Origin of the sequence: Nostoc sp. ATCC 53789 (genome assembly GCF_009873495.1) — a bacterium.
In the GTDB taxonomy this organism is placed as follows: Bacteria; Cyanobacteriota; Cyanobacteriia; order Cyanobacteriales; family Nostocaceae; genus Nostoc; species Nostoc muscorum_A.
Genome location: NZ_CP046709.1, coordinates 23,427 through 45,529, shown reverse-complemented (window position 1 = coordinate 45,529; position 22,103 = coordinate 23,427). Strand labels below are relative to the sequence as shown.

The window sequence follows — 22,103 nt, the reverse complement described above, 5'->3', positions numbered from 1 at the left end:
TTATTTCCAGATAATCTTATTGCTAACTGTGCGCTTTTTACAGCCTAGACAGCGATATCTATCATCATTCTGTAGCTTTAAATTTGCGCTTCCACAGTGGGGACAGTGGGGACTTGTACCAGATTGGTGACTACCCCCTATAGTCGTTTTTGGTGGCAAGCTTACCATTTGACTATTACTTGCTGTATAAGGCTTTAAGCCTCCGGTTTCTAGCTCGTTGCCAATTGTGCCAGAGGACTTGGCAAGCCTTGCCAGTCGCTTTGTCTCCTCTGTTTCTTGATAGTTGAAACTCACCCTATCGAGATTAGGTAAAAAGTAGAGCTTAGGTGAGCGAGAATCGACTACTAAGGCTACTCTCAATAATCTGGCATCATCGGTAACTAACCCGTTTTTCTGGTCGATATATTCCTCTATAGCGTCTAAGTTACGAGTTAATTTAGCCAAATTAGACTCACTATTTTTCCCTTTTCCGTAAGTATTTAGGTAATGTCTAATCTTGGGAATGCCAATGATTATTTCGGTAAACAGTGACCGATCATCGTTGGTAAAACCTGGGATTTGTTTGGTCATCACTGATTGACCCGACACAATCCAGCCGATATTATTGTGACCAAACTGTTTAAGAATCTTCTTAAGGTTTTCACCTGCTGCGTAAGGTTCCGAGCAAGAATTTAGAGTATTATCTAATTCATCCCATGCCCAAATTTGAAAGAACTTAGCAGCAAATGTGGGATTTTTAACTCGAAAATTTCCATCATCCAAGCAATCATCAAAGGACTTAATCGCGGCTGTTGTGTCGCCATACTTAAGGAAATGCTCTAAAGGATAATTGCTATCTTTGAGTGAACCAACCGCACCGGGGTAAGACACAGTAACCAGAGTATGAGGCACTTTCTCACCCTTCCCGGTATTGCCGCGAGTACAACCAGCTTTGAGAATTTCGCTAATCATTACCGCAGTGGTTGGGGTTTTACCAACGCCCGGATCTGCAATCAGCCGATAGCGGATAGGGTGAGAAGTGACGTAGTTTATAAATTCGTCAGGAGTCCCAACCATCAGCTTAATTTCATCTGCTTTGATGGCTGGCTCCATACGGTAGCAGACCAAAATACAATCGGTTATTTCCAGCTTGCGAACGCTTGTTATTTTAAATAATCCTAACTTCTTAGCCAGCGTCTCAGAATGCTTGCTAATAGCCTCCACAATGGCTTTAGGATGCACAGAGCGAGAATAGCCATAACCAACATCTACAACGCCGTCAGGCTTTACCTGAAAGCCTTTAACGCTCAAAGCTAGCCTGAGATCACTAAACAGAGTACGCGCTATTTCGTTGGCGATTTTCCCGTTGATATCAAAGCCAAAGTCACCATAAACAGGTTCTATTAAATCACCTTGTAATTGCTGCTGTAGCTGACCTATACGCTCGTTCAGTAGCTCGATTTGTAAAAGATAGTTTTGGCGCTCACTGGCGATCGCTTCCCCAACCTCATCTAAATTTTCGTTGTAACTACTTGCTAAACTCTTGATAATTTCAGCTTTGCTTTGATGTCCGTGCGCTACTTTCTCGCCCCAAGATTGAAGCCGTCTAAACAACTGCATAGCTTCACTGGTTATCGAGTCATGCTCTAAGTAAATTTTCTCTAATTCCTGAGACTTAGCAAGTTGAAAACGTTGATTAGCTCCCGTTTCTACTTGAGATTTAAAGTTAAATTCCCATTGCTAACATTCGGATTCTAAATATTCAATACGTTGTTTTTCTTGCTGTGATTGGGTAAACGCTTGGTTCAACTTGGCTTGCAGTTGAGCGATTAAAGCCGTGTTTTCTAATTTGCTGTTACCTAAAGAGTTGATAGTATTTCGGGCTTCCTTAAGCTCATCTTTGACCGTCTCCAAAAGGCTTGTAACGTTGGCTAACTTTGACTTGCTCCTTTCAAATTCCCTGATAACTTTATGCAGTGTTTCACCTGCTTTTTTATTCTTACTTTCGGCATCATTTAGCAATCTCTGTGATTTAGTATCAGCGATAAAGTAAGTAATAAAGCTTGCTGGCAATACTCCCACACCAAGCATAGAAATTAATTTGGCTATATCGTTGGTGAACCCTCTAGAAGCAACCAACAAGCCAGCGCACAAGCTAAAAGCACTTAGCCCTAAACTGTGAGATAATCTCATGATTTTACCTCCAGATAATCACCCAACTGTGCTTTAAAGCTTGCTAGGTTCCCTTGTGACTCAACAGTTTTTAGCCTTAATTCCTCAGCTTTTATTTGTGCTTGTAACAGTTTTTGATTTAATTCATCTTTGCTGTAAACCGAGATATTCGTATCAGCGATGGTCTTAACTTGACTGACATCTAAAGCAACTGATTTTTGGGTCGTCACCTCTTTTTGATTCAAATAATCAAGGTAGTTTCCTTTGACTTTCTCAATCTCGGTAGCCGCTTGGATGCCAGCATCAAAAGCCTTTGAGTGCTTACCAATTACAGTAAATTTCTCGCGTGTTAGGTCGAGCGCAGCTCCCGTCAATTTGAGCGATCGCGTTGCACCTTCATAGATTTTCATCCCTTTATCAAGCTGGCTTTGAGTTGCTTGTGGGAGAGTTTCAGGAGGATTTAATGGGTCTGAAATATGGTATTGATTGGGCTGGAATGGTGGCATCATTCCCGGTATTAAATCCGGCGTGACAGTCAACAATCCAGGGATACGGCTATCTATGGGAACAGTCGCAGGGGTAGTAGATGTAGAATTAGTGCTAGATGTCGAGTTTTGGTTACGCCCTGCTAGCTTCTCAGCTACAGCTTTCGCGGCTGCTTTTGTAGTGTCAATTTTAGCCATTGTTGAAAAATTTTCTAGTGTTGAGTAGGGATTGGTATTTAATTTCCAATTGCCTAAATGCCTTGTCAATTTCGCTAAATTCAAGCGCCAATTCCTCATCTAAATCATATTTTTTGAGGACTTGTTTTAGCTCTGTTTCATCCGTCTTTGCATCCTGAATTTGGCTGTTTAAATCATCCATAAACCTTTTTTCTATGAGTAGGAATATGGCATAATTGCTGAGTAATTAAGACACATTCCCAGGATGGGATTCTACAAGTGTTAACGGGGGATGCTGGCAACATCCCTTTTTTATTACCCGTCTCAAGAGCGTCTATTTTGTTCGGTGGCGCAATAATTATTCTGTAAAACCTTCAAACCTAGATACCTCTAAATCAGCAGTAGCAGCCCATTCCAGATAGTTGAAATATTGCTTTACGTCACCGATCGCTACATCACAATCAAAGCGCAAGCCTTTAAACTGTGGATGTTGGGGGATTTGTCCAAGTAATTCTTGTGCTTGAGAAACTAACTCAGGCAAGGAATTAGCGCTTATGCTTGCCTCTGGTTCAGTGCCGGAAATTGTAAAAGTCATAGCATTAGTACTCTTTCTAATAACCAGTTAAGAAAATCGAGAGGAGATAACAGGATGTTAATCGCTCTCACACGATTAGCTTTTTTCCCAGTTCGGTGATGATGCTTTCAATTTCTTGGGTAAGGTCGGTTTCATCTGGGGTAATCGCTACAGGTTCCTTGGCTAAACTGGCCAAATCTCTAATCGCTCCCAAATATCCCTGCTTTTGGTTTTGCCAGTGCTGATTAATTCCCTCTGCTAATTCGGCATCTCTCACAGCCAAGTTATTTAGAATCAGTTGATTTTTGACTTGGGAAATCGCGTCCACCAATTCAATTTCTTGCCCTGCCTGTTTTGCTAACTGGTCTATTAGCGTCAGTTGAGCGTTAGACGTTGGGGATTGGGTAGGTGTTGCGGCTCGCAAACATAAACGCTCCGGCTTGCAAACAAGAAAATTCTTGGCTCACATTAGTTGCAAATCAGATTGGACTTCGGCTCACATTAATTGCAAACAGACTCATTATTATTTGCAATGGGCTTGCAATCATCCGACTTGGCTCACATTAATTGCAAATAAGCCGAATGCCTGCTCAGCAACTGTTGGATAGAGCAATATAAAATCCTTTGGGCGTTGCTATCTCTCCTTTATCCCTTGAGTAATGCAAGCTTGTCTTTCACTTGCTGTCGGCTACTTTGAGTGTACCGAACCGTGGTTTGAATAGCTGGAGTTCCCTTTTTGGTGATATGACCAAGATAATAAGCAACCTCCTCCAAAGTCCATCCTGCTTCACGCGCTCGGTGAGCGAAATCATGACGCAGATCATGAAAAGTTACATCATGGATGAGTTCCCACTCAGAAACAGTTGCTTGTGCTTTAATGTTTTTCCACCAGCGATGAATGCCGGCTTCGGTCAGCCTCTCATTGCGCTGAGAGGTAAAAGTGTAATCACTCTCAGTATCTCGCCCGCCGTGATGAATATATTCATACATTGGTTTTCGGACAGCGTTAATTAGATCAATATCTCGCGCCTTACCACCCTTGTAACCAACGTGCAACCAGCCAACTTTGGGGCCAATATGGGTATGCTCTATCCGTAGCCAGGAAACATCACTCACGCGACAACCAGCCCAGTACCCCAATGCAAACACAGCCATGCTACGTGGATGACCATCTTTTTCGATCAGGTTGCGTAAAATATAACGTTGGTCAGGAGTCAATTGTCTGGGGGCTAAAAGTGGCTGGGCTGGAATGTTTAATCCTCTGGTGGGGTTGCGACGTAAAATTCCCTTCTCCTCAATGAGCCAACGGGCAAAACCACTGACAGCAGATTTAACCCGTGCTTGGTGAGCAATGCTGTAACCTGACGTATCTAGATAGGCGAGATAAATTTCCATCGCCGTTTTGGTCAACTGTTCGGGTTGAAAATCTCCTCCACTCCCAGGATGTTCTACAATCCAAAGAAGAAGCTGCCTAATGATACGCATATAGGCATCAATAGTGCTATGCGTTTTACCTTTTAGGAACGCCTCATACTCTATGAGTAGTGCTTCGGCTTCAGATAAGTAAAGTGTATCCACAGCACCAAACTTCCTTCAAAAATTTCTGTGGTGAGTTTTCAAGCCTCATTTGAAGCTAATCTATCTCAAATTGTTATACTTTTTCACCTAACTGGCAACAGAATGTAATTTCTGTGGTCAGTTTTCTGCTACAAACTTAAAGATAAGGACAGTACATGAGGCGAACATACAGGCGAGCATGATCCGCAAGAAAATTCCAGCAGAAGCTTTAACCAACTTGCGTCATCGACTTGATATGTTACCAAGCCGTTGCCAAGAACGTCGGCAACTCATGGAAGAAACAGCTTCATTGTATGGAGTGTCTATTGATACTCTATATCGTGCTTTGCGTAACTCATCACGCCCCAAATCGATCAACCGTTCAGATAGCGGGACACCTCGAAAGCTATCACAGGCGGAAATGGAACTTTACTGTGAAGTCATTGCAGCAACGAAAATCCGCACTTGCAACAAGAAAGGGCGGCACGTCTCCACTGCACGGGCGATTGAACTTTTAGAAGATTTCGGGATGAACACCCCACAAGGTTTTATCAAACCACCCAAGGGGTTGTTAACTAAAGCCACTGTCAACCGTTATTTGAAAACATGGGGCTACGACCATCTCACAATGACTCGTCAACCGCCTGCGGTACGTTTTCAAGCAACTCACAGTAATGAATGTTGGCATTTCGACCTTAGCCCGTCCGATTTAAAACACGTAAAGCAGCCCTTATGGGTGGAAACGGGTAAAGGGAATCCGCTATTGATGCTTTATAGTGTCGTTGATGACCGCAGTGGTGTGTGTTACCAGGAATACCATTGTGTTTATGGAGAGGATGTAACAGCAGCGTTGCGCTTCCTATTTAATGCAATGACGGCTTCCACCTCGGATGGATGCCCCTTCCAGGGAATTCCTGAGATGATCTATACGGACAACGGGCCAATTGCCAAAAGCCATGTATTTCAAAATGTGATGGACTGCCTGGGAATCAAGCTTGCTAGCCATCTGCCTGCGGGTAAAGATGGGAGAAGGGTAACGGCTCGCTCCAAAGGAAAAGTGGAAAGACCGTTCCGGACAGTCAAAGAAGCCCATGAGACTCTGTATCATTTTCACGAACCAGAAAACGAAGTTGAGGCTAACCTATGGCTACGGCAGTATCTGCTAAATTATAACGACCAAAAACACCGTACAGAAGCGCACTCACGCTTAGAGGATTGGTTGCGAAATCTGCCAAAAAGCGGAATCAGGCAGATGTGTAGTTGGGAACGATTTTGTACTTTTGCCCGCGAACCGCAACGAAGGAAAGTGGATGCAACAGCCAGAGTATCAGTTGAGGGCGTGGCTTATGAAGTAAACCCAGACTTAGCAGGCGAAACTGTGGTGCTGTGGTGGGGTCTTTTTGATAACGAATTATATGTAGAGAAAGGCGACCAACGCTATGGCCCATTTTACCCAGTTGATGGGCCTATCCCCTTGCATCGCTATCGCAAACACAAGAAAACTAAAACCGAAGAACGGGCAGACCGGATTGCAGATTTAGCTCTTAAGCTGGGCTTGCCACGAACTGCCTTGGATAAAAACGCGGATCTGCAATTTTTGGTGGATAAGTACAAGGAAATTGAGCCAACTGTCACACCTTTTAAAGACCCAGACCCGTTCCAAGAATTTACTTATCCCACTGTATTATTCGCTAAACTGGCGATTTCAGATTATCTCGCTAAACCTTTGGCGAAATTATCCACTGAACAAATTGCCTTTATTGATGGGCTGCTAGCTGAGACTTTGAATAAAAAAGTGATTATTGAACGAGTACGGCAGTATTTCCACTCGAACAAAGGAGGGCAGCAAAATGCTCACTGAAGTAATGGAACACTTTCGTTTGGTCAAGGAATTTCCCAAGGCTGGTTACTACGAAACAGACCATCAAAAGCAAATGTTCAAAGACATTAAAGCTGCCATCCATTCAGGGAAACTGATTGCCATAACGGGAATTATTGGGTGTGGCAAGACGACTACTTTACGACGCTTGTTTGATGTTTTGGAGAAAGAAGGTAAGATTCTAGTCTCGAAGTCCCTTTCTGTAGATAAAGAACGGGCGACACTGCCAACACTTATTGCTGCTTTATTCTACGATTTATCCACAGATAAGGAAATTAAAATCCCTAAAGACGGTGAAAAACGGGAACGGGAACTACGCGACCTGATTAGAAAAGGTAAAAAGTCAGTAGCACTGTTTGTTGATGAGGCTCATGACCTTCATTACAGTACCCTGACGGGACTCAAACGTTTAATCGAAGTAGTTGAAGACGGTGGTGGCACACTTTCAGTGGTGCTGGCTGGTCATCCCAAACTGAAAAATGATCTGCGCCGTCCGACTATGGAAGAAATCGGTTATCGAGCAACAGTCTTCTCCTTGGAAGGCATTGTTGGCAATCAGCGAGAATATATTGAATGGCTAGTATCTGAATGCACTATCTCTGATACTCCAATTGGTGAAATATTGGAGGCGGAAGCTATTGAATTACTTGCCACGCGGCTCTTGACACCACTACAAATTGAGCAACATTTGACACTAGCTTTGGAGGCGGCGTACCGAGTCGCGGTCAAACCTGTGACTACGGTGATTGTGGAGTCAGTTCTGTCAAAGCAAATTGACGATTTGGAACCCACTCTCACAAGGCATGGCTATGACGTGAGGGGCTTGGCGGAACAGTTCAATGCCAAGCCGGCTGAAATTAAATCGCTGTTTCGCGGACAACTTGATCCCACTCGTGCGCGTGAATTACAAGAGCAAATGCTAGCTGCGGGGTTGCCACTTTAATTATTGGTCATATTTAGTACATTAAATCTTTTTCATCTCGATACTCTTGCAGACAAGCATACCCACCGCTTTATCTGCATCTGGCTTATTTGCAATTAATTTGAGCCAAGTCGGATGATTGCAAGCCCGTTGCAAATAATAATGAGTCTGTTTGCAATTAATGTGAGCCGAAGTGTAATCTTATTTGCAATTAATGTGAGCCGAAGTGTAATCTTATTTGCAATTAATGTGAGCCGAAGTGTAATCTTATTTGCAATTAATGTGAGCCAACAATTTTCTTGTTTGCAAGCCGGAGCGTTTATGTTTGCGAGCCGCAACAGGTAGGCGCTGTTAGATGTTGCTGTTGCTGGGGCAAGGAAAGGGTATTTTGTGGCTGTTCTGTGGCTGGCTCAATCTCTTGCTGTGGAGATTTTTCGGGTAATTGTGGCTGGAAGTGGGAGGCGATCGCTTCTAAATCTGCTTCCGAAACTGCCTTTACAGTGTCAAAATCATCAGGGCGAACATGGCTTAAAGCCAGTCTCAAGCTCTGCTCTGTGGTCATATACCTTAAGCAAGCATCATGAATGCTTACTGTGTCTTGTGTTGGGGCTGCTGTGATTCTTTTTCGTGCTGCCATGATTTACGCTCCCTTCTGTAATTTTTGTAATTGCTGGAATGCTTGCTGATAGCGGTATCTAGAAAAATCATTCGGATTTTTGGCGATATAGCCTTTGACCCGTTCGCCGCGTCGTAGTTGAGCCATTAGCCGCCCTACTCTGCCCAAAACCCATGCTTGGTAGGGTGATAAGGGTGATTCCCGGTCATAACTGCCATCGTGGTTTTTTGGGTAGGCATCTCTGAAACTGGGGATTCTCCAAAAAGCTAAATTTTCCCAAGTGACCAAAGTAGAACGGCTCACACCCAAGACCTCAGCTAAATATGTCTTGGTAGATGGAAAATCTAAAAATAAATCTAAATCTGTAGAATGTTTGCTCCGTCTAGGTTTCATGGGTTTACTACAGTAATCAATGTGAATCAGATATTAACTAGCTAGCAATCAGAATAAGTACAGATCAGGATGTAGTACCTAAACGCTAAACCCCTTACTGCATAAGTCGTTGGGTTACTCGTAGGACACTAATTAGTGGCTTATTGTTGATCGATTGCTTCTTGTGTCATCATACGTTTAATGACACAGATTGTGCAATATGTGTTATCCCATTTCTAAATTACAAGACGTATCATGAGGTAGAGTGATGAACACGGATAACACAATGAGTGGAAGAGTGAATGTAGTGCTAACTGATGAGGTCTACGAACTTGTCAAAAACCTAGCAGGGACAGAACGACGCTCTCAAAGTCAAACAGCAGCAATTTTGATTGAAGAAGCTTTAGAAGCACGCAATCTACTACAAAAAAATTCCTTAGCTGACAAAGGTAAGGGGGCCGCATGAACGAAACATCAGCAACCCATGACACAGAAAAACCAGAGGTATCGCCAGAGACACTAGAGGCAGTAGAAAGCTTCACTACTGCGCTAAATAACTTTAATTGGCGGGCTGACTATTTGAAATTCTGTGAAGTTCTAGGGTTTACACCAGATAGCTATGCTGAGGAGAAATACCAGCAATTTCGAGAACTGGTCAGCTATCTAGACTGCTTTGATAAAGATGCGATCGCCAAGATGATTGAGGCAGGAAAGTGACAGACACACCACAACAACCAAGCCGACTTGACCGTATAGAAGCAATTTTGGCTACAGTAGCCGAGCAACAGGCAACTAATACCCAAGCGATCGCCGAGTTAACCGATAACGTTACCCGTGTACTAGGTCGTAGCGCAATTTTGGACGATGTTCTTTTAGAGTTACGAGATAGTCATGAAGAACTTAAGCGAGACTTTCTAGAGAATCAGCGCACTACTAATGCAGCATTAAATCAACTTGGGGCTATCTTGGTGCAGCTAACAAGGGTTGATCCTCAAAATTAGCAGCGATCGCAAGTACAAAAGTACTATCGAAATGGAGGGAGTGAACTGTGAAGAGAGGCGATTGATAGAAACAATTTATACATAGGAGTTATCAATATCTAACAATATCTCTCAGTACTTATCAATTTCTATCACTTTGCTTTATTATTCACACTTTTTTGCAACTTTTTTAGCAGTTCAAACCACAAGCTAGATCCGTATTGTGGTAGAAAAGCTTAGTACGGACGGATCGCGGATCGAAGCGCTTGCGATCGCGCATCTCTAATTTGGCTAATCTAATTTTTCACTTTGTTGAAAATGCAAAGCTAAAAAAAAATTCATCAGAGTCTATTAATGTAAAAAAGTTGTCAGAAAAAAGAAAACTGATTACATCAGCCCCGATTTTTGTGAGTGCGATTCCAAATTAGCAGTAGCCAAAGCGACTCTAAAGGATAGCACAAAGAAACGTTTTGCAGACGTTTCAAGCGGCAATCTAATGCAACCAGAAAGTTATAAAAAGTATTTCTTTAGTTTAACTGGTAGATTAACGCGAACACTCAAATGGGGGCTGTTCCACATAAAAATAGGAGCAGCCGAAAATGCAAAAACCCCTCACTTGCGACAGACAGGGGTTTGCGATAGAAAAACTTAACAGTATTCTATCACAAATACTTCAAAAATCTCGAAGTTCGGAATCATCGAACTATATTAGCGATCGCCGATTAACTGAATCGGTCGAAATTCTCGAAAATGTTGGTTTTACTGGCGATCTAGCGATTTTCATCATTGCCAGCCTTCAAATTTTGGAGGTGGGAGCATGAGAGAAAGTTGCCAGCACTGTGGCTTTGAATTTCGGCTCAATGTCGTTAGCGATCGGCGCACAGGTACAAAATATTTGAGAGCCGATTGCTGTGATGCTCCGTTACGTCCTTGCCCTGACCCGGCTGAGTTACTGCGATCGGCTAACCTCACTCCTTCGGAACGCGATTATTTACAGCGAATAGCAAACCTTGATTGGTTTACCAGTAAAGTTGCTTCTGTACTTCTCCAAATCGAAGCCAAGGTTAAGGTATCTGGTGAGGTCACATCATGATTGACCGCACTTTCGAGAAATTTGACATTAGAAAGTTTACAGATCGCTTGACCCCTAAAAGTGGCAAAAATCGCTATGAATGCCCTGGATGTGAGGGTACATTAACAATTGACCCATCCAACGGTAAATATCATTGTTGGGGGGAAGAATGCCCTACTAAAACGATTAGAGAGGCAATTCGCCCATTAGATGAGGTATTAGCAGAAGCTGGAATTGAGAAAAAAGGCTTCGCTGCCAAAATTTACAACCAAAAACCCAAAACTGTAATTTCCCCTGCAATAATTTCAAATGGAAATATTCGCCTGGGGATATTGCCTAATGTTGTTAGTCCACAGCCAAAGATGAGGGTAGGGAGAAGCATTGAAATTAGGTATTTATACTCTTCAACCCAATTTGTAAAAAGAATTGAGCGACCAGACGGTACTAAAATTACACTCCCTTATCATTTGGATGATAAAGGTAACGAAGTCAACGCCAAAGGTGATAAACCCTGGCAGCCGTACCGTTTTGATGAAATTACTCAGCATGGTAAGGGTCAATGGATTTTGGGCGCTGAAGGCGAAAAGTGTACTGATGTTGCTAGAAATATCTTTGGTTTTTTGGCTACAACCTTTCAAGGCGGCTCATGGAGCGAAGTTTTATTAGTTGAATACTTCCAACTATTTAAAGATAGTGGCATTGCTGGAATTGTGTACTGGCCTGATCACGACAAAGCAGGTTATGCCAAACTAGAAAAATGCAACCTAGCTGCTGCTAAAGCTGGTTTACCATTTATTGCAATCAACCCGACTAGACTATGGGCTGATTGTCCTAAAGGTGGAGATATTGCAGATTGGGTCAAATCTGGTTTAGGCAATGCTGAGGAACTGCACCAAGAAATTAATTTAGCTGCTAGTGAGGCAAGAGTTAGCCAAGCTCCAATTAATTGGGAAGATAAAGTTTTAGCAACTCAAAAGGAACTACATACCCTTACTTACAAAGCTGATTATGTTTGCGACCCTCATCAAAAATTTTTACCAGATAACCTGGTTGATATTATTCCTCATAAAGGAATTGTACTAATTCATGCACCTAAAGGAAGTGGTAAATCAGTTCTTATCAAACGCATTAAAGATAAGCTTTGTGGCGGGAAATGGGAAGAAGTTATCAAGCCTTCTCAACTATCTATAACTGGAGAAAATAAGCCAGTATTTGAGCGAGTTTATCAAGAAAAAACAGGTATTAGATTTATATCGATTACTGCAAGAATAGCACTTGGTAAAGGTCAAGCTATTGAATGGGAAATTACCTGGATTGAGGATGGCGATTTAACTGAATCTCAGCAGTTCAATTATGAGGGAGAATTAATTCAAACTGCTACTTTTTTAGAAACTGCTGATGGAATTAATCTATGCTGGGATTCCCTATCAAAATTGTTTGATAGGGATTGGAGTAATACGATAGTGGTAATGGATGAAATTGAACTCGGTTTATCCCACGTTTCAACATCGAATACTTGCAAAGATAGACGTTCAAAAATTCTCTATACTCTTGAAAGTAAGCTTCAAGAATGTCTTAACGGTAATGGGTTAGTAATTGGTGCTGATGCTGATTTAACTAATATTTCTTACGACTATTTAACAGCGATCGCACCAAAGTATAAACCTTTTATCGTTAAGCATGATTATGTAAGACCTGATAGCGATAAATGGGAGATAGATTTTTACACTGGTAAGCGAGATGAGGTACTTTCTCTCATTGAAAATTGGTTAAGTGATAAAAACTGTGAACCTATAGCAGTGACATTGGATAACCAATCTGAAGCCGAAGCATTAGCTAATTATCTAGTTAAGAAATATCCATATTTAGCATCAAGTTTCAATGGTCTAATTCGGATTGATTCTAAAATTACTCAAACTGATTTTGGCAAAGATTTTGTTAAACGTCCTAAGGAAAAAATACAAGAGTACCAGCCAAAGATTCTAATTTATACGCCGTCTTTAGGTGTGGGATGCTCTTTAGATAACCCATATTTTAAGTATGTATTTAGTTTGTTTTTTGGTCAATTAGAACCATCACAGGCTAGACAATCGCTAGCACGGGTAAGGCAACCAGTACCTAGAATTGTATGGTGTGCTGACAAAGGTAGGACAAATAGTGATGAGTGTAATTCCTTCTTACCAGATGAGATTAAAAATCAAATGTTTTGGTATCATGATACAACCTTAGAAACAATAGAGCTAGCGCTACATTTAGCCAAGGAAGAGTCAGAATCAAATAGTGATGCTGACCTACTTCCTAAATTTACAGAACAATTAAATAAGATGATGGGTAAAAACGGAACCTGGAATAATCCACATATAGACTTATTCTGTAAACTCAAAGCTAGACGCAATTTTGCATTATCTCAATTAGCTGTTCAGCTTAGGCAAGAATTGATTGATGAAGGGCATAACCTTAGAGACATTGCGGCTGAAGAAAAAACTAATGCTGGTGAGAGTATTCGGGAAGAAAAAACAGAAATTAAATTCAATGCCGCTACAAAAACCTCTTACTCTGCTGACATCTCTTTAGAAACTGCGAAAGAGATAAACCGCAAACCTAATCCCACAGATGAGGAGAGATATCAAGCTATTAAAGCATTTTTAAAAGATGAGTTACCTGGAATAGAATTAACTCCTGAGTTTATATTTGAGAACGTCTACAAAGACAATAGACATGGGTTAAATGCTATTAAATTCTTTTGGATGACTATGAATTCTGAAGCTACCAAAGAAGCTGATAGAAAGCATTGGAAATATAAATTAAAGCAGTTTTATGAAGGTATTCCTTACCTCCCAGATGTACGTACTTCTAGTGCAAAGATAGAGGCTATCAATACAATAAAGATATTTGACGCTATACCTTTGAACGATTTTGACAGTGAATATTATGATACAAGTCCTGCTCTCATAGATTGGTTCAAGAAATGGGTTTTACCTAAGAAAAGATTACTCAAAAAGGCTTTCAATATTACAATCAACAAAGATACTGAGCTTATTGCATTCATTAATCGTATTTTTAGCAAGGTTGGTATTAGGCTTAAGCAGCATAAAAAAACTGACAATATCAAATATTACAAACTTGATTCAGAAAAAGTTTTAGACCCAAATAGAATAAATGTACTAGCAGCCCTGGATTTGAAGCGGGAACTACATTTAAAAGCAGAAGCCGAAGCAATGGCTAAAGTAAACCAGCAAGAATTGCCAATGATTGAGGTAAGAGATGTAACAGATGTAACAGTAGAAGTTTCACCACTATTACAAGAAACTCAAATTGAAGAACAACCAGTATCAACTATTCAAGAATTACCAGTCATTAATCACCATTCATCGACAGAAATCGCAGTAACTAAACTGCGGGAACTTTGCCACTGGGGAGATTTGAACCTTACCCAATCAGAAGTTGACGAGGCATGGCCATTGCTTACCCAGGATGAACAATCGCGCATCTGGCAACTTCACCAAGAATATCAGCAGATACCATCTTTGGAGCAATTAGCACAAGAGGCGATCGCTCAACAGGCAGAAATCAAAGAAGTAGGGTTTGGCTCTCACTTCCGCAGTTATAAAATCAGATCAGTGTGTGATGGAGTTGCGATTGCCCGTCGATGTTGGGGACTTAAGGATGAGTGCGAAATTGAGTTAAACCAACTTTTATTTACTGGGTGAAATGGAGGGAGTAGTAATATCTCTTAATTGCTGTTCCATATTTAAAATATTGGTTGCGACAATTTCTGCGTGTCTCTGACTTGCAACTCGTTCTGAAAGAAGTAGCTCCATAGCATCTAGAATTTGGTAATTTCTGATATCTAGCCCTAACAGCTTTGAACGCCTTTCAGATACTTTAATTAATCTATCTATAGCGCGAAAATCTGGTGTATCTCCCTGTAAGCAGTTGAACAGAATATCTTCTAGCGTTTTCAAAAGCGATAACTCTTTTTGCCTTAGCTGATCCCGTCCCTGCCAAACATTGCTTACTATCTCAGTTGCTACTTTTGCAGTTTGCTGGCTTGCCACTTGCCCAGCTTCAGAAGCCTGTAGCGCCTGCATAAAATCTTGCTCTCTTTGCCAGCGCTGGATTGTTCGTGGTGTCGTGTCTAGAGCCTCAGCGACATCTTTTTGAGCCATTCCCGTAGCTAATAGCGCAATACATTGTATTTGTTTCTCAGAAAGCGACATAAGCGACAAGAAAAGGCGACATACGCGACGAAAACGCGACAAATCAAGTCTACCTCAGCTTCCTAGCTTTTAGGTAGTTGGGTGCGATCGCCCTTTCCCCTCTTCCCCACTTAAAGCATGAGTGGGGTTATTTTTGCGATTCTAGGGGTGTTTAGGGTGTTGGCTGTGGAATGTTACCCGAAAGTTGGTCTGACTTTTCACGGGAAGTCCTCAAGCCCCCAAAAAGCGTAGCTTTTTCCACAGGCTAATTCTCAATAACTCTGAGTTAATGAAAATAGCTAATGGAGAAATCAGGGCTTGGGAAAGCATCAAAATGACCTTTTCCACATACCGTGAAAAGTCAGGAAAGTTGGTGTAGGGGATTGTGGAGGTGGAGAAGTGCGATCGCATCTCTGAGCAAAACTTTGTTATTGTTGTGGCGCGGATAAATGCTTTTAATTCCTAGTCAAGTTTTAGCATTAATTAATACATTGCTTGGTTATAGCCAAAAATAGAGTTTGAAAAAAAATATTTTTTCAAAAATTTTTCTAGGCAGTATACACAGCGCTCATTTCGCCAGTACACACGATTTCATTCTGTTATAAATATAAAATCGTCTGTACTTTAAGAACTACTTAGATAATCTCCTTACCCGTATGTATTAATACATTGATAATAAATACAACTTAATTGGAGTGTTTGCCCTGTGGATGCTAACCAAAATCCATTGAGGAATTTTTCCGCCGATGGAGGAGATGCCGCGAAGCGGTCGTCGTCGCCTTGCGCTAGCAAGCAGTCAAGTTTACCAATACCAACAACGCCAACGACCAACAACAGCGCTGACCATTGCCACCACAGCCAAGACACCACGCCACACTAACGACCAACAACAGCGTTGGCAATTGGGAGCGATCGCAAAGCAGGAGACGCGGCAACGAACCATAGATTTGCTCAAGGCAGTAATTCAAATTGCTGCTAAAAACCCAATGAATGAATTTTGAGAAAGGGTTGGGTGCGATGATTTTCTCTAAGAAATTTGGGAAAAGGAGAGGAGCGATCGCCGCTGCTGTGTGGTATCGAAATAATCCGTACTCTGCATTATTTATATAGTTGGATGCCTAAGCCAGGAAGTCACCTCCCTGGCTTAGGCATCCATATAGTTGTGAGACTGTACCTGTGTCCAATCGCACACAATTAATCCCAAACAAAATTTTTCCAGTTAACTGGGATTAAGCCCTTTGTGACTAACCTACTTTTCATCCCCTCGTGTTTTTGATCAAGCCTAAGAGCATGACAAATGGGGCAAAGGGTTCTTAAATTTGAAGCGTGGTTGCTACCGCCAGATGATAATGGACGAATATGGTCAATGTGGGCAGTTTTCAGTTCTATTTCCTCCATGCACAGACCACTCTTTTTGGGAGGTGAATCTGCTGGACTTTGACAAATACCGCGATCGCGGTTGTAAATGCGTTGGCGTGTAACTTGCCATTGTTCTAGTGGCTGGCGTCGCCACCAAAAAACAGGAAGGTTCGGATGCTGACGACGTTGCTTGATTTGTAAATACAAATTGCTTGATAACATGACTTGACATGACATGACTTAACTTGGCATGACGTGACTCAACGTAACTAGACGCGACTGGACTGGACACAACAAAACGAAACATATACTAGAGAATGGCAAAACTAGTCACATTAAAACGCCCATAGCCAATGCTTCCTCTACCATCGCCAATGCCGACTAAGGTACCAGCATTAACGATGGCTGTCTCTAACGACTTTCTATCAACGACGACAGAATCCCACAGAATAGTAAACGAGCAGCACCACCCAGGTTTGACTACAACACGATAGCGGATATTTCTGGCTTTAGTAGATGGGTTCCGAACACCAATTACTTCGACATAGCTATCGGGTAGTTTCTCATTTTTAACAGTTCCTGCTTCAACTATCTGAGGAGGATCTGGCAGTTTTATTGGCTGGGAGGCACTATTTTGGATATAAATTTGCTCGTCCATTACTTGCAAGGTGCTGGCAATGTCTGCAAGAAAGTTACTCTTACCACGCTTAACTGTTTTACCGCCATTTTTGATTGCGCCAAAAAAGTAAGTTGGCAGCAGAAATAGTTGCCTCTCCTCGTCCATCAGAACCGTTTTTTTCCATTCATTGGGACTGTTGCCAGCAACACCATCTTTCTCTTTAGCTTCTAACGGCAATGCGTCAATGCCAAAGTGGTGTATTGCAAGTGTCCTGGTTCCCAGAACCGTGACTTCTGCTTGCAGAATATTTGCCATATTTAGGGAGACTAGGAATGACATGAATCAGCCTCATTGATAATTCATATCAACGAGGTACCAAAGAAATTAAGTTGCAACAACAAACAGCGATCGCTTGATCGCTATGAAGCTATTACTACATAATTAGTTAAGTCGTTTTGGCTAAGTTGTTTTGGGACTAAAAGGCGGTAGCTGCGTTTTTTCGGGACGGTTGCTATCGTCAATATAGTTATTTAACCAAATCTACTTAGCTACGTCAATTGAATTAGCTAAATTGGTTTAACTACAAGATGTCAAAGCAGGGAAATAGTGAACCCAAGGTAATTTCTAAGCTTGCGGAATACAGGAAAAGCAAAGGCTTAAGTCAGGATGACTTAGCCCAACAGACTGGTTTGACCAAAACAACGGTTCAAAATTGGGAGAACGGTAGAAACCTGGGTGCTGTAATCAGGGTTCTCAAAGTATGCCAAAGGCTCGATGTTGATATCAGGGAGCTTTTTGACTTAAAAGATACCAACGATGAAGTCCCTTGATCTTGCGCCGACAACTAAACCCAACTTCAACTTGATGAGTAAGTAAGACACAAACCCGAAATAAATCTCCAGCCAAATTAGAAGCGAATACCCGACTACGCCCACAAATTAACCACCAAGGCTAGAGATTTATTTTTATGGATTTCCCTAAGTCACTACTCATCATCTGTAAGTAGTAATAGACACTTATATTTACGGTGTTCATTGCTACTTGCAGGTGGGCTAGACTTTTTACTGGTTCTGGTTTAAAGGCGATCGCTTTGGATTCACACAAGTATGGTGTTTATGATTTGCAATCAAGAGTGAATTCTGAAGGTAGAAATAGCAAATCAACTTAAACCGTTAAAAAATCTGGAATTGTTCATGGTATATCTGTATCCAAAAAGAAATTTGTATACAGCGCCCAGCCATGCCCCAGGACTTCTCCGGTCAAAATCTCAGAGGTCGTTCTTTCAAAGGTCAAAATCTTGAGGGTGCAAATTTTAGCGGTGCAGATATCCGAAGCGCAGATTTTACAGGAGCGAATCTGAGGAACGCAAACTTTAGTCATGCTCAAGCTGGGTTGCAAAAACGTTGGGCTACTTTTTTGGTAGGTGTTTCCTGGCTGCTATCTGGAGTTTCAGGATTTTTCTCAGCCCTTGATGGAGCGTTGATATCTTTGATATTTGACAGTTCAAGTTCAGCAAATCAGGTTGCAGGCTGGACTGCCTTAATAATAATAATTGTTTTATTTATAGTTATCCTTCGCCAAGGATTAAACTCAGCCTTAGCCGTCGCCTTCGCCTTCGCCTTAGCCTTCGCCGTCGCCGTCGCCGTCGCCGTCGCCAGAGCCTTAGCCGGAGACTTAGCCTTCGCCGGAGCCAGAGCCGTCGCCAGAGCCTTAGCCGAAGCCGTCGCCGTCGCCTTAGCCTTAGCCTTAGCCGGAGCCTTAGCCGGAGCCTTAGCCAGAGCCAGAGCCTTCGCCTTAGCCTTAGCCTTCGCCTTAGCCTTCGCCTTAGCCGGAGCCAGAGCCTTAGCCGGAGCCAGAGCCGGAGCCTTAGCCTTCGCCTTCGCCGGAGTTTTACTTAGTGCTTACATTGCCTGGAGAGCAATGAAAGGAGATGAAAAATACGCCATTATTCGGAACGTTGCTGTTGATTTTGCAGCCTTTGGCGGTACAAGCTTTCGCTCTTCTGATTTAACTGATGCCAATTTCACCGCAGCCATACTTAAAGGTACAGATTTTAGAAAATCTATTTTGACTCGCACTTGTTTCAGCAAAACTAAGAAACTTGACCTTGTTCGGACTGGAACAACTTACCTGCAAAATGCACAAGTGGTAAGCGTGTTAATAAAAGGTCAAGGGCTAGACTTGAATTTTGATCGTGAAGACTTGCGAGGAGTAAATTTTCAAGGATCGAATTTGGTAGATGCAAGTTTTATTGGCGCAGATTTAAGTAAAGCGAATTTAAAAGACGCAGATTTATCCAGAGCGAAGTTAGTACAGGCACAACTTAATGGAACTGATTTAACAGGGGCTACTCTCACCGGAGCATACATTCAAGATTGGGGCATTACCACCGATACAAAATTTGATGGGGTGAGATGTGAATACGTTTATATGCGACTTCCTACAAAAGAAAACCCTGATCCACTTCGCAAACCTGATAATAACAAAGAAGTATTTGCAGATGGGGAGTTTGGAGATTTTATCAAACCAATTTTCGATACCCTCGACCTCTACCACAATCAAGGTGTTGACCCAAGAGCGATCGCAATTTCATTTAAACAACTAGCAGAGAACCACCCAGAGGCGGATTTAAGAATTGTGGGCATGGAAGTGCGAGGTGAAGATAAGTTTTTGCTTCGTGCCAAAACAGCGATCGCGGCTGATAAGTCCCAACTAAGTGCAGAATATGTTGCTACTTATAACGAGATAAAAGGCTTGCCAGAGCGAGAAATTAAATTACTTTTAGCAGAAAAAGATAATCAAATCGGCAGATTAGAGAATATGGTAATGACGGCGTTAGAGCGCCCAAGTTTTTATTCAAACACCCAAGTAGGACAGGTAAGTACTATGGCTAACAATCCCGGCGGATTTTCAGTTGGTGGTTCTGTAGGCGGAAACGTTAATAACGTTCAAGGTGAAGGCAACCGAGTAGTTCAAGGAGATACAACAATGACTGGCGATCGCAATATCAACACAGGCGGCGGCAACTATAACGAGCGCATTGAACACGATTATATCCAAGGTAATTACTACGCGGCTGGACAACCGCAGAGCATTGCCCAATCTGCTGCCGAGATTCAGCTATTACTAAAACAATTAGAGCAAACTTATCCTACCACTACTACATCACAGCAAATGGTAGTAGCAGCAGAAGCCATAAATCGAATTGAAAGTAACCCATTATTGAAAGAACGAGTAATAAATGCTGTTAAAGAAGGTGGGTTGGCTGCTTTTGAAAAGGCTATTGATAACCCAGCAGGTGCTTTTATTGTTGGTGCTATCAAAGGCTGGCAAGAAGTAGAAGTAGAAGCAGAAGATTAAGGAAACTGAATTAACCTACCTTTAAGTATAGAGTTTGCTAACCCGCAGATTAAAAAATTAGTATTAGGCTAAAATATGGAAGAGCCGAAACCGCCTGACAACCGCAATATCAATACTGAAAAAGGTAATTATAACGAACGGATTGAAGGCGACTATATTCAAGGTAATGTTTTTCAAAATATTTTTAATATTCTAGGTGGTCAGCAGACAACACCAGTAGGCAACCCGGCTCGACCAAAAAACGAGCGGATACTATTAGCCGCAGTTAAGGAAGAAGTTACTTCCCGGTTAAGGCAATCTCTACACAATGCCGTGCTGATTAATTTGGGGAAGGAATCACAACCGCAACAAGTAAAACGCCCTTGGGATGCTGAGATAAAGATTGGCTTAAAGCCTGCTAAACCTCTCCCAGATACTACAACTACTTTAGAAGTTTTTGACTCGGAAGAAATTGCAGGTAAACTATTAATTTTAGGTGCGCCAGGGGCAGGAAAGACTACTACACAAATAGAATTGGCGCAAGCTTTAGTCAAACGTGCGGAAGAACACCCTGATTATCCCGTTCCAGTTTTATTCAACTTGTCCTCGTGGAAAGATGACCGCCAATCTCTAACTGATTGGTTAGTGGCTGAACTCAAATCTAAATATGGTGTTTCAAACAAACTTGGTCAAGACTGGGTAGACAATCACCAATTACTACCATTGCTTGATGGTTTAGATGAACTTGAACCACAACGTCAAGAACTTTGCGTCCATGCAATTAATCAGTTTTTAGGAGGCGAAACTAGACCACTTTATCTAGTCGTTTGTAGTCGGAGCGAAGAATATAGTAACTACTCTACTCAATTACACCTCAACGGATCTATTTACTTACAACCTTTAACTACTGATCAAATTTGTGATTATTTAACCTCTATAAATTCTATAGAACTGTGGTCAACCATTAGTAACGACTTAGACTTACTAGAGTTACTTAAAACTCCCTTACTACTTAGCATTACTGTTCTAGCATCTCAAGAAATCTCTGTTGAAGAATGGCAGTATTTAGACTCTACAGCAGACCGGATTCAGTATTTGCTTGATGCTTATATAGGGCGGATGTTGATACGGGATATTAACAGTAGGGCATATTTGAATAACAAAACTCCTAATGCTAGAGAAACGCGAATGTGGCTTGTGTGGTTGGCTAAACAAATGCAACGAGAATCGGAAACGGAATTTTTAATTGAACAAATGCAGCCAGCCTGGTTAAATCATACATCTTTAATACTTAAATATAGGCTGATTCATGGGCTGATTTTTGGGGTGTTTTTTGGGCTGTTTTATGGGCTGAGTTTTGGGCTTTATGGGCTGATTTCAGGGCTGATTTCTGGGGTGTTTTTTGGGCAGCCTGACCTAACTATAGAAAATAAAAAAATCACTAATCAAGGTATTTGGAAATCTGCATCCAATGCTGTTTTTTTAGGGCTGAGTTTAGGGCTGATTTATGGGCTTTTAGGGCTGTTTTTTGGGCTGAGTTTTGGGCTTTTAGGGCTGAGTTTAGGGCTGATTTATGGGCTGATTTTTGGGGGTAGAACTTGCATTCAACACTTCATCCTACGCCTCATCCTCTACTTCAACGGCTGTATCCCCTGGAACTACGCCCGTTTCCTTGACTACTGCACCGAACGATTATTCCTCCAGCGTGTTGGTGGTCGCTACCGCTTCATCCATAAACTTCTGCAAGACCACTTCGCCGAAATGGAATTCAAACGTAATTAGGAAGATACAACCAACTCACG

The 22,103-nt window shown here is 41.9% G+C and carries 23 protein-coding genes; 11 read left to right on the top strand and 12 right to left on the bottom strand.

Annotated features, from left to right (window positions below):
- The 7 genes from GJB62_RS35260 to GJB62_RS35230 all read right to left on the bottom strand — a co-directional run bounded on the left by GJB62_RS35260 (window position 1) and on the right by GJB62_RS35230 (window position 4,965).
- Entirely contained in the window at window positions 1-1,593 is a 1,593-nt protein-coding gene (locus tag GJB62_RS35260) for a hypothetical protein (protein ID WP_147262455.1), read from the bottom strand.
- 126 nt (window positions 1,594-1,719) lie between these two features.
- Window positions 1,720-2,172: a hypothetical protein gene (locus GJB62_RS35255; RefSeq protein WP_114080796.1), complete on the bottom strand. Its 453-nt coding sequence runs from the start codon at window positions 2,170-2,172 to the stop codon at window positions 1,720-1,722.
- Window positions 2,169-2,834 (bottom strand): hypothetical protein, encoded by a 666-nt coding sequence (locus tag GJB62_RS35250; RefSeq protein WP_114080795.1) that lies wholly within the window; start codon window positions 2,832-2,834, stop codon window positions 2,169-2,171. The genes GJB62_RS35255 and GJB62_RS35250 overlap by 4 nt, the downstream gene beginning before the upstream one ends.
- Complete coding sequence (locus tag GJB62_RS35245) at window positions 2,827-3,015, bottom strand: hypothetical protein (protein WP_114080794.1); 189 nt, start codon at window positions 3,013-3,015, stop codon at window positions 2,827-2,829. Before GJB62_RS35245 ends, GJB62_RS35250 begins: the two co-directional genes overlap by 8 nt.
- A gap of 156 nt (window positions 3,016-3,171) precedes the next feature.
- On the bottom strand, window positions 3,172-3,408 hold the full coding sequence (locus tag GJB62_RS35240) for a hypothetical protein (RefSeq protein ID WP_245246342.1): 237 nt from the start codon (window positions 3,406-3,408) through the stop codon (window positions 3,172-3,174).
- A gap of 67 nt (window positions 3,409-3,475) precedes the next feature.
- Complete coding sequence (locus tag GJB62_RS35235; RefSeq protein WP_114080793.1) at window positions 3,476-3,811, bottom strand: hypothetical protein; 336 nt, start codon at window positions 3,809-3,811, stop codon at window positions 3,476-3,478.
- A 221-nt stretch (window positions 3,812-4,032) separates the two neighbouring features.
- A complete protein-coding gene (locus GJB62_RS35230) occupies window positions 4,033-4,965 on the bottom strand; it encodes a tyrosine-type recombinase/integrase (RefSeq protein WP_220186642.1) in 933 nt (310 codons plus the stop codon).
- Between the two features lie 193 nt (window positions 4,966-5,158).
- Here GJB62_RS35230 and GJB62_RS35225 point away from each other — a divergent pair, with 193 nt between their 5' ends.
- Together GJB62_RS35225 and GJB62_RS35220 are read left to right on the top strand one after the other, a co-directional pair.
- Complete coding sequence (locus GJB62_RS35225) at window positions 5,159-6,805, top strand: DDE-type integrase/transposase/recombinase (RefSeq protein WP_114081251.1); 1,647 nt, start codon at window positions 5,159-5,161, stop codon at window positions 6,803-6,805.
- Entirely contained in the window at window positions 6,795-7,766 is a 972-nt protein-coding gene (locus GJB62_RS35220; RefSeq protein ID WP_114081249.1) for an AAA family ATPase, read from the top strand. Before GJB62_RS35225 ends, GJB62_RS35220 begins: the two co-directional genes overlap by 11 nt.
- A 298-nt stretch (window positions 7,767-8,064) precedes the next feature.
- Here GJB62_RS35220 and GJB62_RS35215 read toward each other — a convergent pair whose 3' ends face one another.
- Both GJB62_RS35215 and GJB62_RS35210 read right to left on the bottom strand, forming a co-directional pair.
- Complete coding sequence (locus GJB62_RS35215) at window positions 8,065-8,382, bottom strand: hypothetical protein (protein ID WP_114085502.1); 318 nt, start codon at window positions 8,380-8,382, stop codon at window positions 8,065-8,067.
- 3 nt (window positions 8,383-8,385) lie between these two features.
- On the bottom strand, window positions 8,386-8,754 hold the full coding sequence (locus GJB62_RS35210; protein WP_114085501.1) for a hypothetical protein: 369 nt from the start codon (window positions 8,752-8,754) through the stop codon (window positions 8,386-8,388).
- A gap of 247 nt (window positions 8,755-9,001) precedes the next feature.
- Between GJB62_RS35210 and GJB62_RS35205 the strand changes: the two genes are divergently transcribed.
- From GJB62_RS35205 to GJB62_RS35180, 6 genes are all read left to right on the top strand, one after another.
- Entirely contained in the window at window positions 9,002-9,199 is a 198-nt protein-coding gene (locus GJB62_RS35205) for a hypothetical protein (RefSeq protein ID WP_114085500.1), read from the top strand.
- On the top strand, window positions 9,196-9,450 hold the full coding sequence (locus tag GJB62_RS35200) for a hypothetical protein (RefSeq protein ID WP_114085499.1): 255 nt from the start codon (window positions 9,196-9,198) through the stop codon (window positions 9,448-9,450). The genes GJB62_RS35205 and GJB62_RS35200 overlap by 4 nt, the downstream gene beginning before the upstream one ends.
- Entirely contained in the window at window positions 9,447-9,734 is a 288-nt protein-coding gene (locus GJB62_RS35195; RefSeq protein WP_114085498.1) for a hypothetical protein, read from the top strand. Before GJB62_RS35200 ends, GJB62_RS35195 begins: the two co-directional genes overlap by 4 nt.
- 578 nt (window positions 9,735-10,312) lie before the next feature.
- Complete coding sequence (locus GJB62_RS35190; RefSeq protein ID WP_114085497.1) at window positions 10,313-10,534, top strand: hypothetical protein; 222 nt, start codon at window positions 10,313-10,315, stop codon at window positions 10,532-10,534.
- Entirely contained in the window at window positions 10,531-10,806 is a 276-nt protein-coding gene (locus GJB62_RS35185; RefSeq protein ID WP_114085496.1) for a hypothetical protein, read from the top strand. The genes GJB62_RS35190 and GJB62_RS35185 overlap by 4 nt, the downstream gene beginning before the upstream one ends.
- Window positions 10,803-14,495 carry a plasmid replication protein, CyRepA1 family gene (locus GJB62_RS35180; protein WP_114085495.1) on the top strand — a complete coding sequence of 1,231 codons (3,693 nt, stop codon included), beginning with the start codon at window positions 10,803-10,805 and terminating at the stop codon, window positions 14,493-14,495. The genes GJB62_RS35185 and GJB62_RS35180 overlap by 4 nt, the downstream gene beginning before the upstream one ends.
- Here GJB62_RS35180 and GJB62_RS35175 read toward each other — a convergent pair.
- Window positions 14,481-15,005, bottom strand: coding sequence for a helix-turn-helix domain-containing protein (locus tag GJB62_RS35175; RefSeq protein WP_114085494.1), 525 nt, complete (start codon window positions 15,003-15,005; stop codon window positions 14,481-14,483). The genes GJB62_RS35180 and GJB62_RS35175 overlap by 15 nt on opposite strands.
- Before the next feature lie 734 nt (window positions 15,006-15,739).
- Here GJB62_RS35175 and GJB62_RS35170 point away from each other — a divergent pair.
- Window positions 15,740-15,985 carry a hypothetical protein gene (locus tag GJB62_RS35170; RefSeq protein WP_114085493.1) on the top strand — a complete coding sequence of 82 codons (246 nt, stop codon included), beginning with the start codon at window positions 15,740-15,742 and terminating at the stop codon, window positions 15,983-15,985.
- A 193-nt stretch (window positions 15,986-16,178) separates the two neighbouring features.
- On the opposite strand, the gene GJB62_RS35165 is transcribed toward GJB62_RS35170, so the two are convergent.
- Both GJB62_RS35165 and GJB62_RS35160 read right to left on the bottom strand, forming a co-directional pair.
- The gene (locus GJB62_RS35165) at window positions 16,179-16,580 is read right to left on the bottom strand and encodes an HNH endonuclease (RefSeq protein ID WP_245246341.1); all 402 of its coding nucleotides are present in this window, start codon (window positions 16,578-16,580) and stop codon (window positions 16,179-16,181) included.
- A 73-nt stretch (window positions 16,581-16,653) separates the two neighbouring features.
- The gene (locus tag GJB62_RS35160; protein ID WP_245246340.1) at window positions 16,654-17,301 is read right to left on the bottom strand and encodes a hypothetical protein; all 648 of its coding nucleotides are present in this window, start codon (window positions 17,299-17,301) and stop codon (window positions 16,654-16,656) included.
- 900 nt (window positions 17,302-18,201) lie between these two features.
- Here GJB62_RS35160 and GJB62_RS35150 point away from each other — a divergent pair.
- Both GJB62_RS35150 and GJB62_RS35145 read left to right on the top strand, forming a co-directional pair.
- Window positions 18,202-20,322 (top strand): pentapeptide repeat-containing protein, encoded by a 2,121-nt coding sequence (locus GJB62_RS35150; protein ID WP_114085489.1) that lies wholly within the window; start codon window positions 18,202-18,204, stop codon window positions 20,320-20,322.
- A 75-nt stretch (window positions 20,323-20,397) separates the two neighbouring features.
- Window positions 20,398-22,083, top strand: coding sequence for an NACHT domain-containing protein (locus GJB62_RS35145; protein WP_114085488.1), 1,686 nt, complete (start codon window positions 20,398-20,400; stop codon window positions 22,081-22,083).
- Window positions 22,084-22,103 lie beyond the last annotated feature (20 nt).

Bases quoted from the DNA above. Each gene is read 5' to 3' on its own strand.
- GJB62_RS35180 (WP_114085495.1), top strand. From the start codon at position 10,803: ATGATTGACCGCACTTTCGAGAAATTTGACATTAGAAAGTTTACAGAT.
- GJB62_RS35250 (WP_114080795.1), bottom strand. From the start codon at position 2,834: ATGGCTAAAATTGACACTACAAAAGCAGCCGCGAAAGCTGTAGCTGAG.
- GJB62_RS35205 (WP_114085500.1), top strand. From the start codon at position 9,002: ATGAACACGGATAACACAATGAGTGGAAGAGTGAATGTAGTGCTAACT.
- GJB62_RS35210 (WP_114085501.1), bottom strand. From the start codon at position 8,754: ATGAAACCTAGACGGAGCAAACATTCTACAGATTTAGATTTATTTTTA.
- GJB62_RS35190 (WP_114085497.1), top strand. From the start codon at position 10,313: ATGCAAAAACCCCTCACTTGCGACAGACAGGGGTTTGCGATAGAAAAA.
- GJB62_RS35145 (WP_114085488.1), top strand. From the start codon at position 20,398: ATGGAAGAGCCGAAACCGCCTGACAACCGCAATATCAATACTGAAAAA.
- GJB62_RS35220 (WP_114081249.1), top strand. From the start codon at position 6,795: ATGCTCACTGAAGTAATGGAACACTTTCGTTTGGTCAAGGAATTTCCC.
- GJB62_RS35245 (WP_114080794.1), bottom strand. From the start codon at position 3,015: ATGGATGATTTAAACAGCCAAATTCAGGATGCAAAGACGGATGAAACA.
- GJB62_RS35160 (WP_245246340.1), bottom strand. From the start codon at position 17,301: ATGTCATTCCTAGTCTCCCTAAATATGGCAAATATTCTGCAAGCAGAA.
- GJB62_RS35185 (WP_114085496.1), top strand. From the start codon at position 10,531: ATGAGAGAAAGTTGCCAGCACTGTGGCTTTGAATTTCGGCTCAATGTC.
- GJB62_RS35215 (WP_114085502.1), bottom strand. From the start codon at position 8,382: ATGGCAGCACGAAAAAGAATCACAGCAGCCCCAACACAAGACACAGTA.
- GJB62_RS35200 (WP_114085499.1), top strand. From the start codon at position 9,196: ATGAACGAAACATCAGCAACCCATGACACAGAAAAACCAGAGGTATCG.
- GJB62_RS35150 (WP_114085489.1), top strand. From the start codon at position 18,202: ATGCCCCAGGACTTCTCCGGTCAAAATCTCAGAGGTCGTTCTTTCAAA.
- GJB62_RS35255 (WP_114080796.1), bottom strand. From the start codon at position 2,172: ATGAGATTATCTCACAGTTTAGGGCTAAGTGCTTTTAGCTTGTGCGCT.
- GJB62_RS35175 (WP_114085494.1), bottom strand. From the start codon at position 15,005: ATGTCGCTTTCTGAGAAACAAATACAATGTATTGCGCTATTAGCTACG.
- GJB62_RS35165 (WP_245246341.1), bottom strand. From the start codon at position 16,580: ATGTCATGTCAAGTCATGTTATCAAGCAATTTGTATTTACAAATCAAG.
- GJB62_RS35170 (WP_114085493.1), top strand. From the start codon at position 15,740: ATGCCGCGAAGCGGTCGTCGTCGCCTTGCGCTAGCAAGCAGTCAAGTT.
- GJB62_RS35240 (WP_245246342.1), bottom strand. From the start codon at position 3,408: ATGACTTTTACAATTTCCGGCACTGAACCAGAGGCAAGCATAAGCGCT.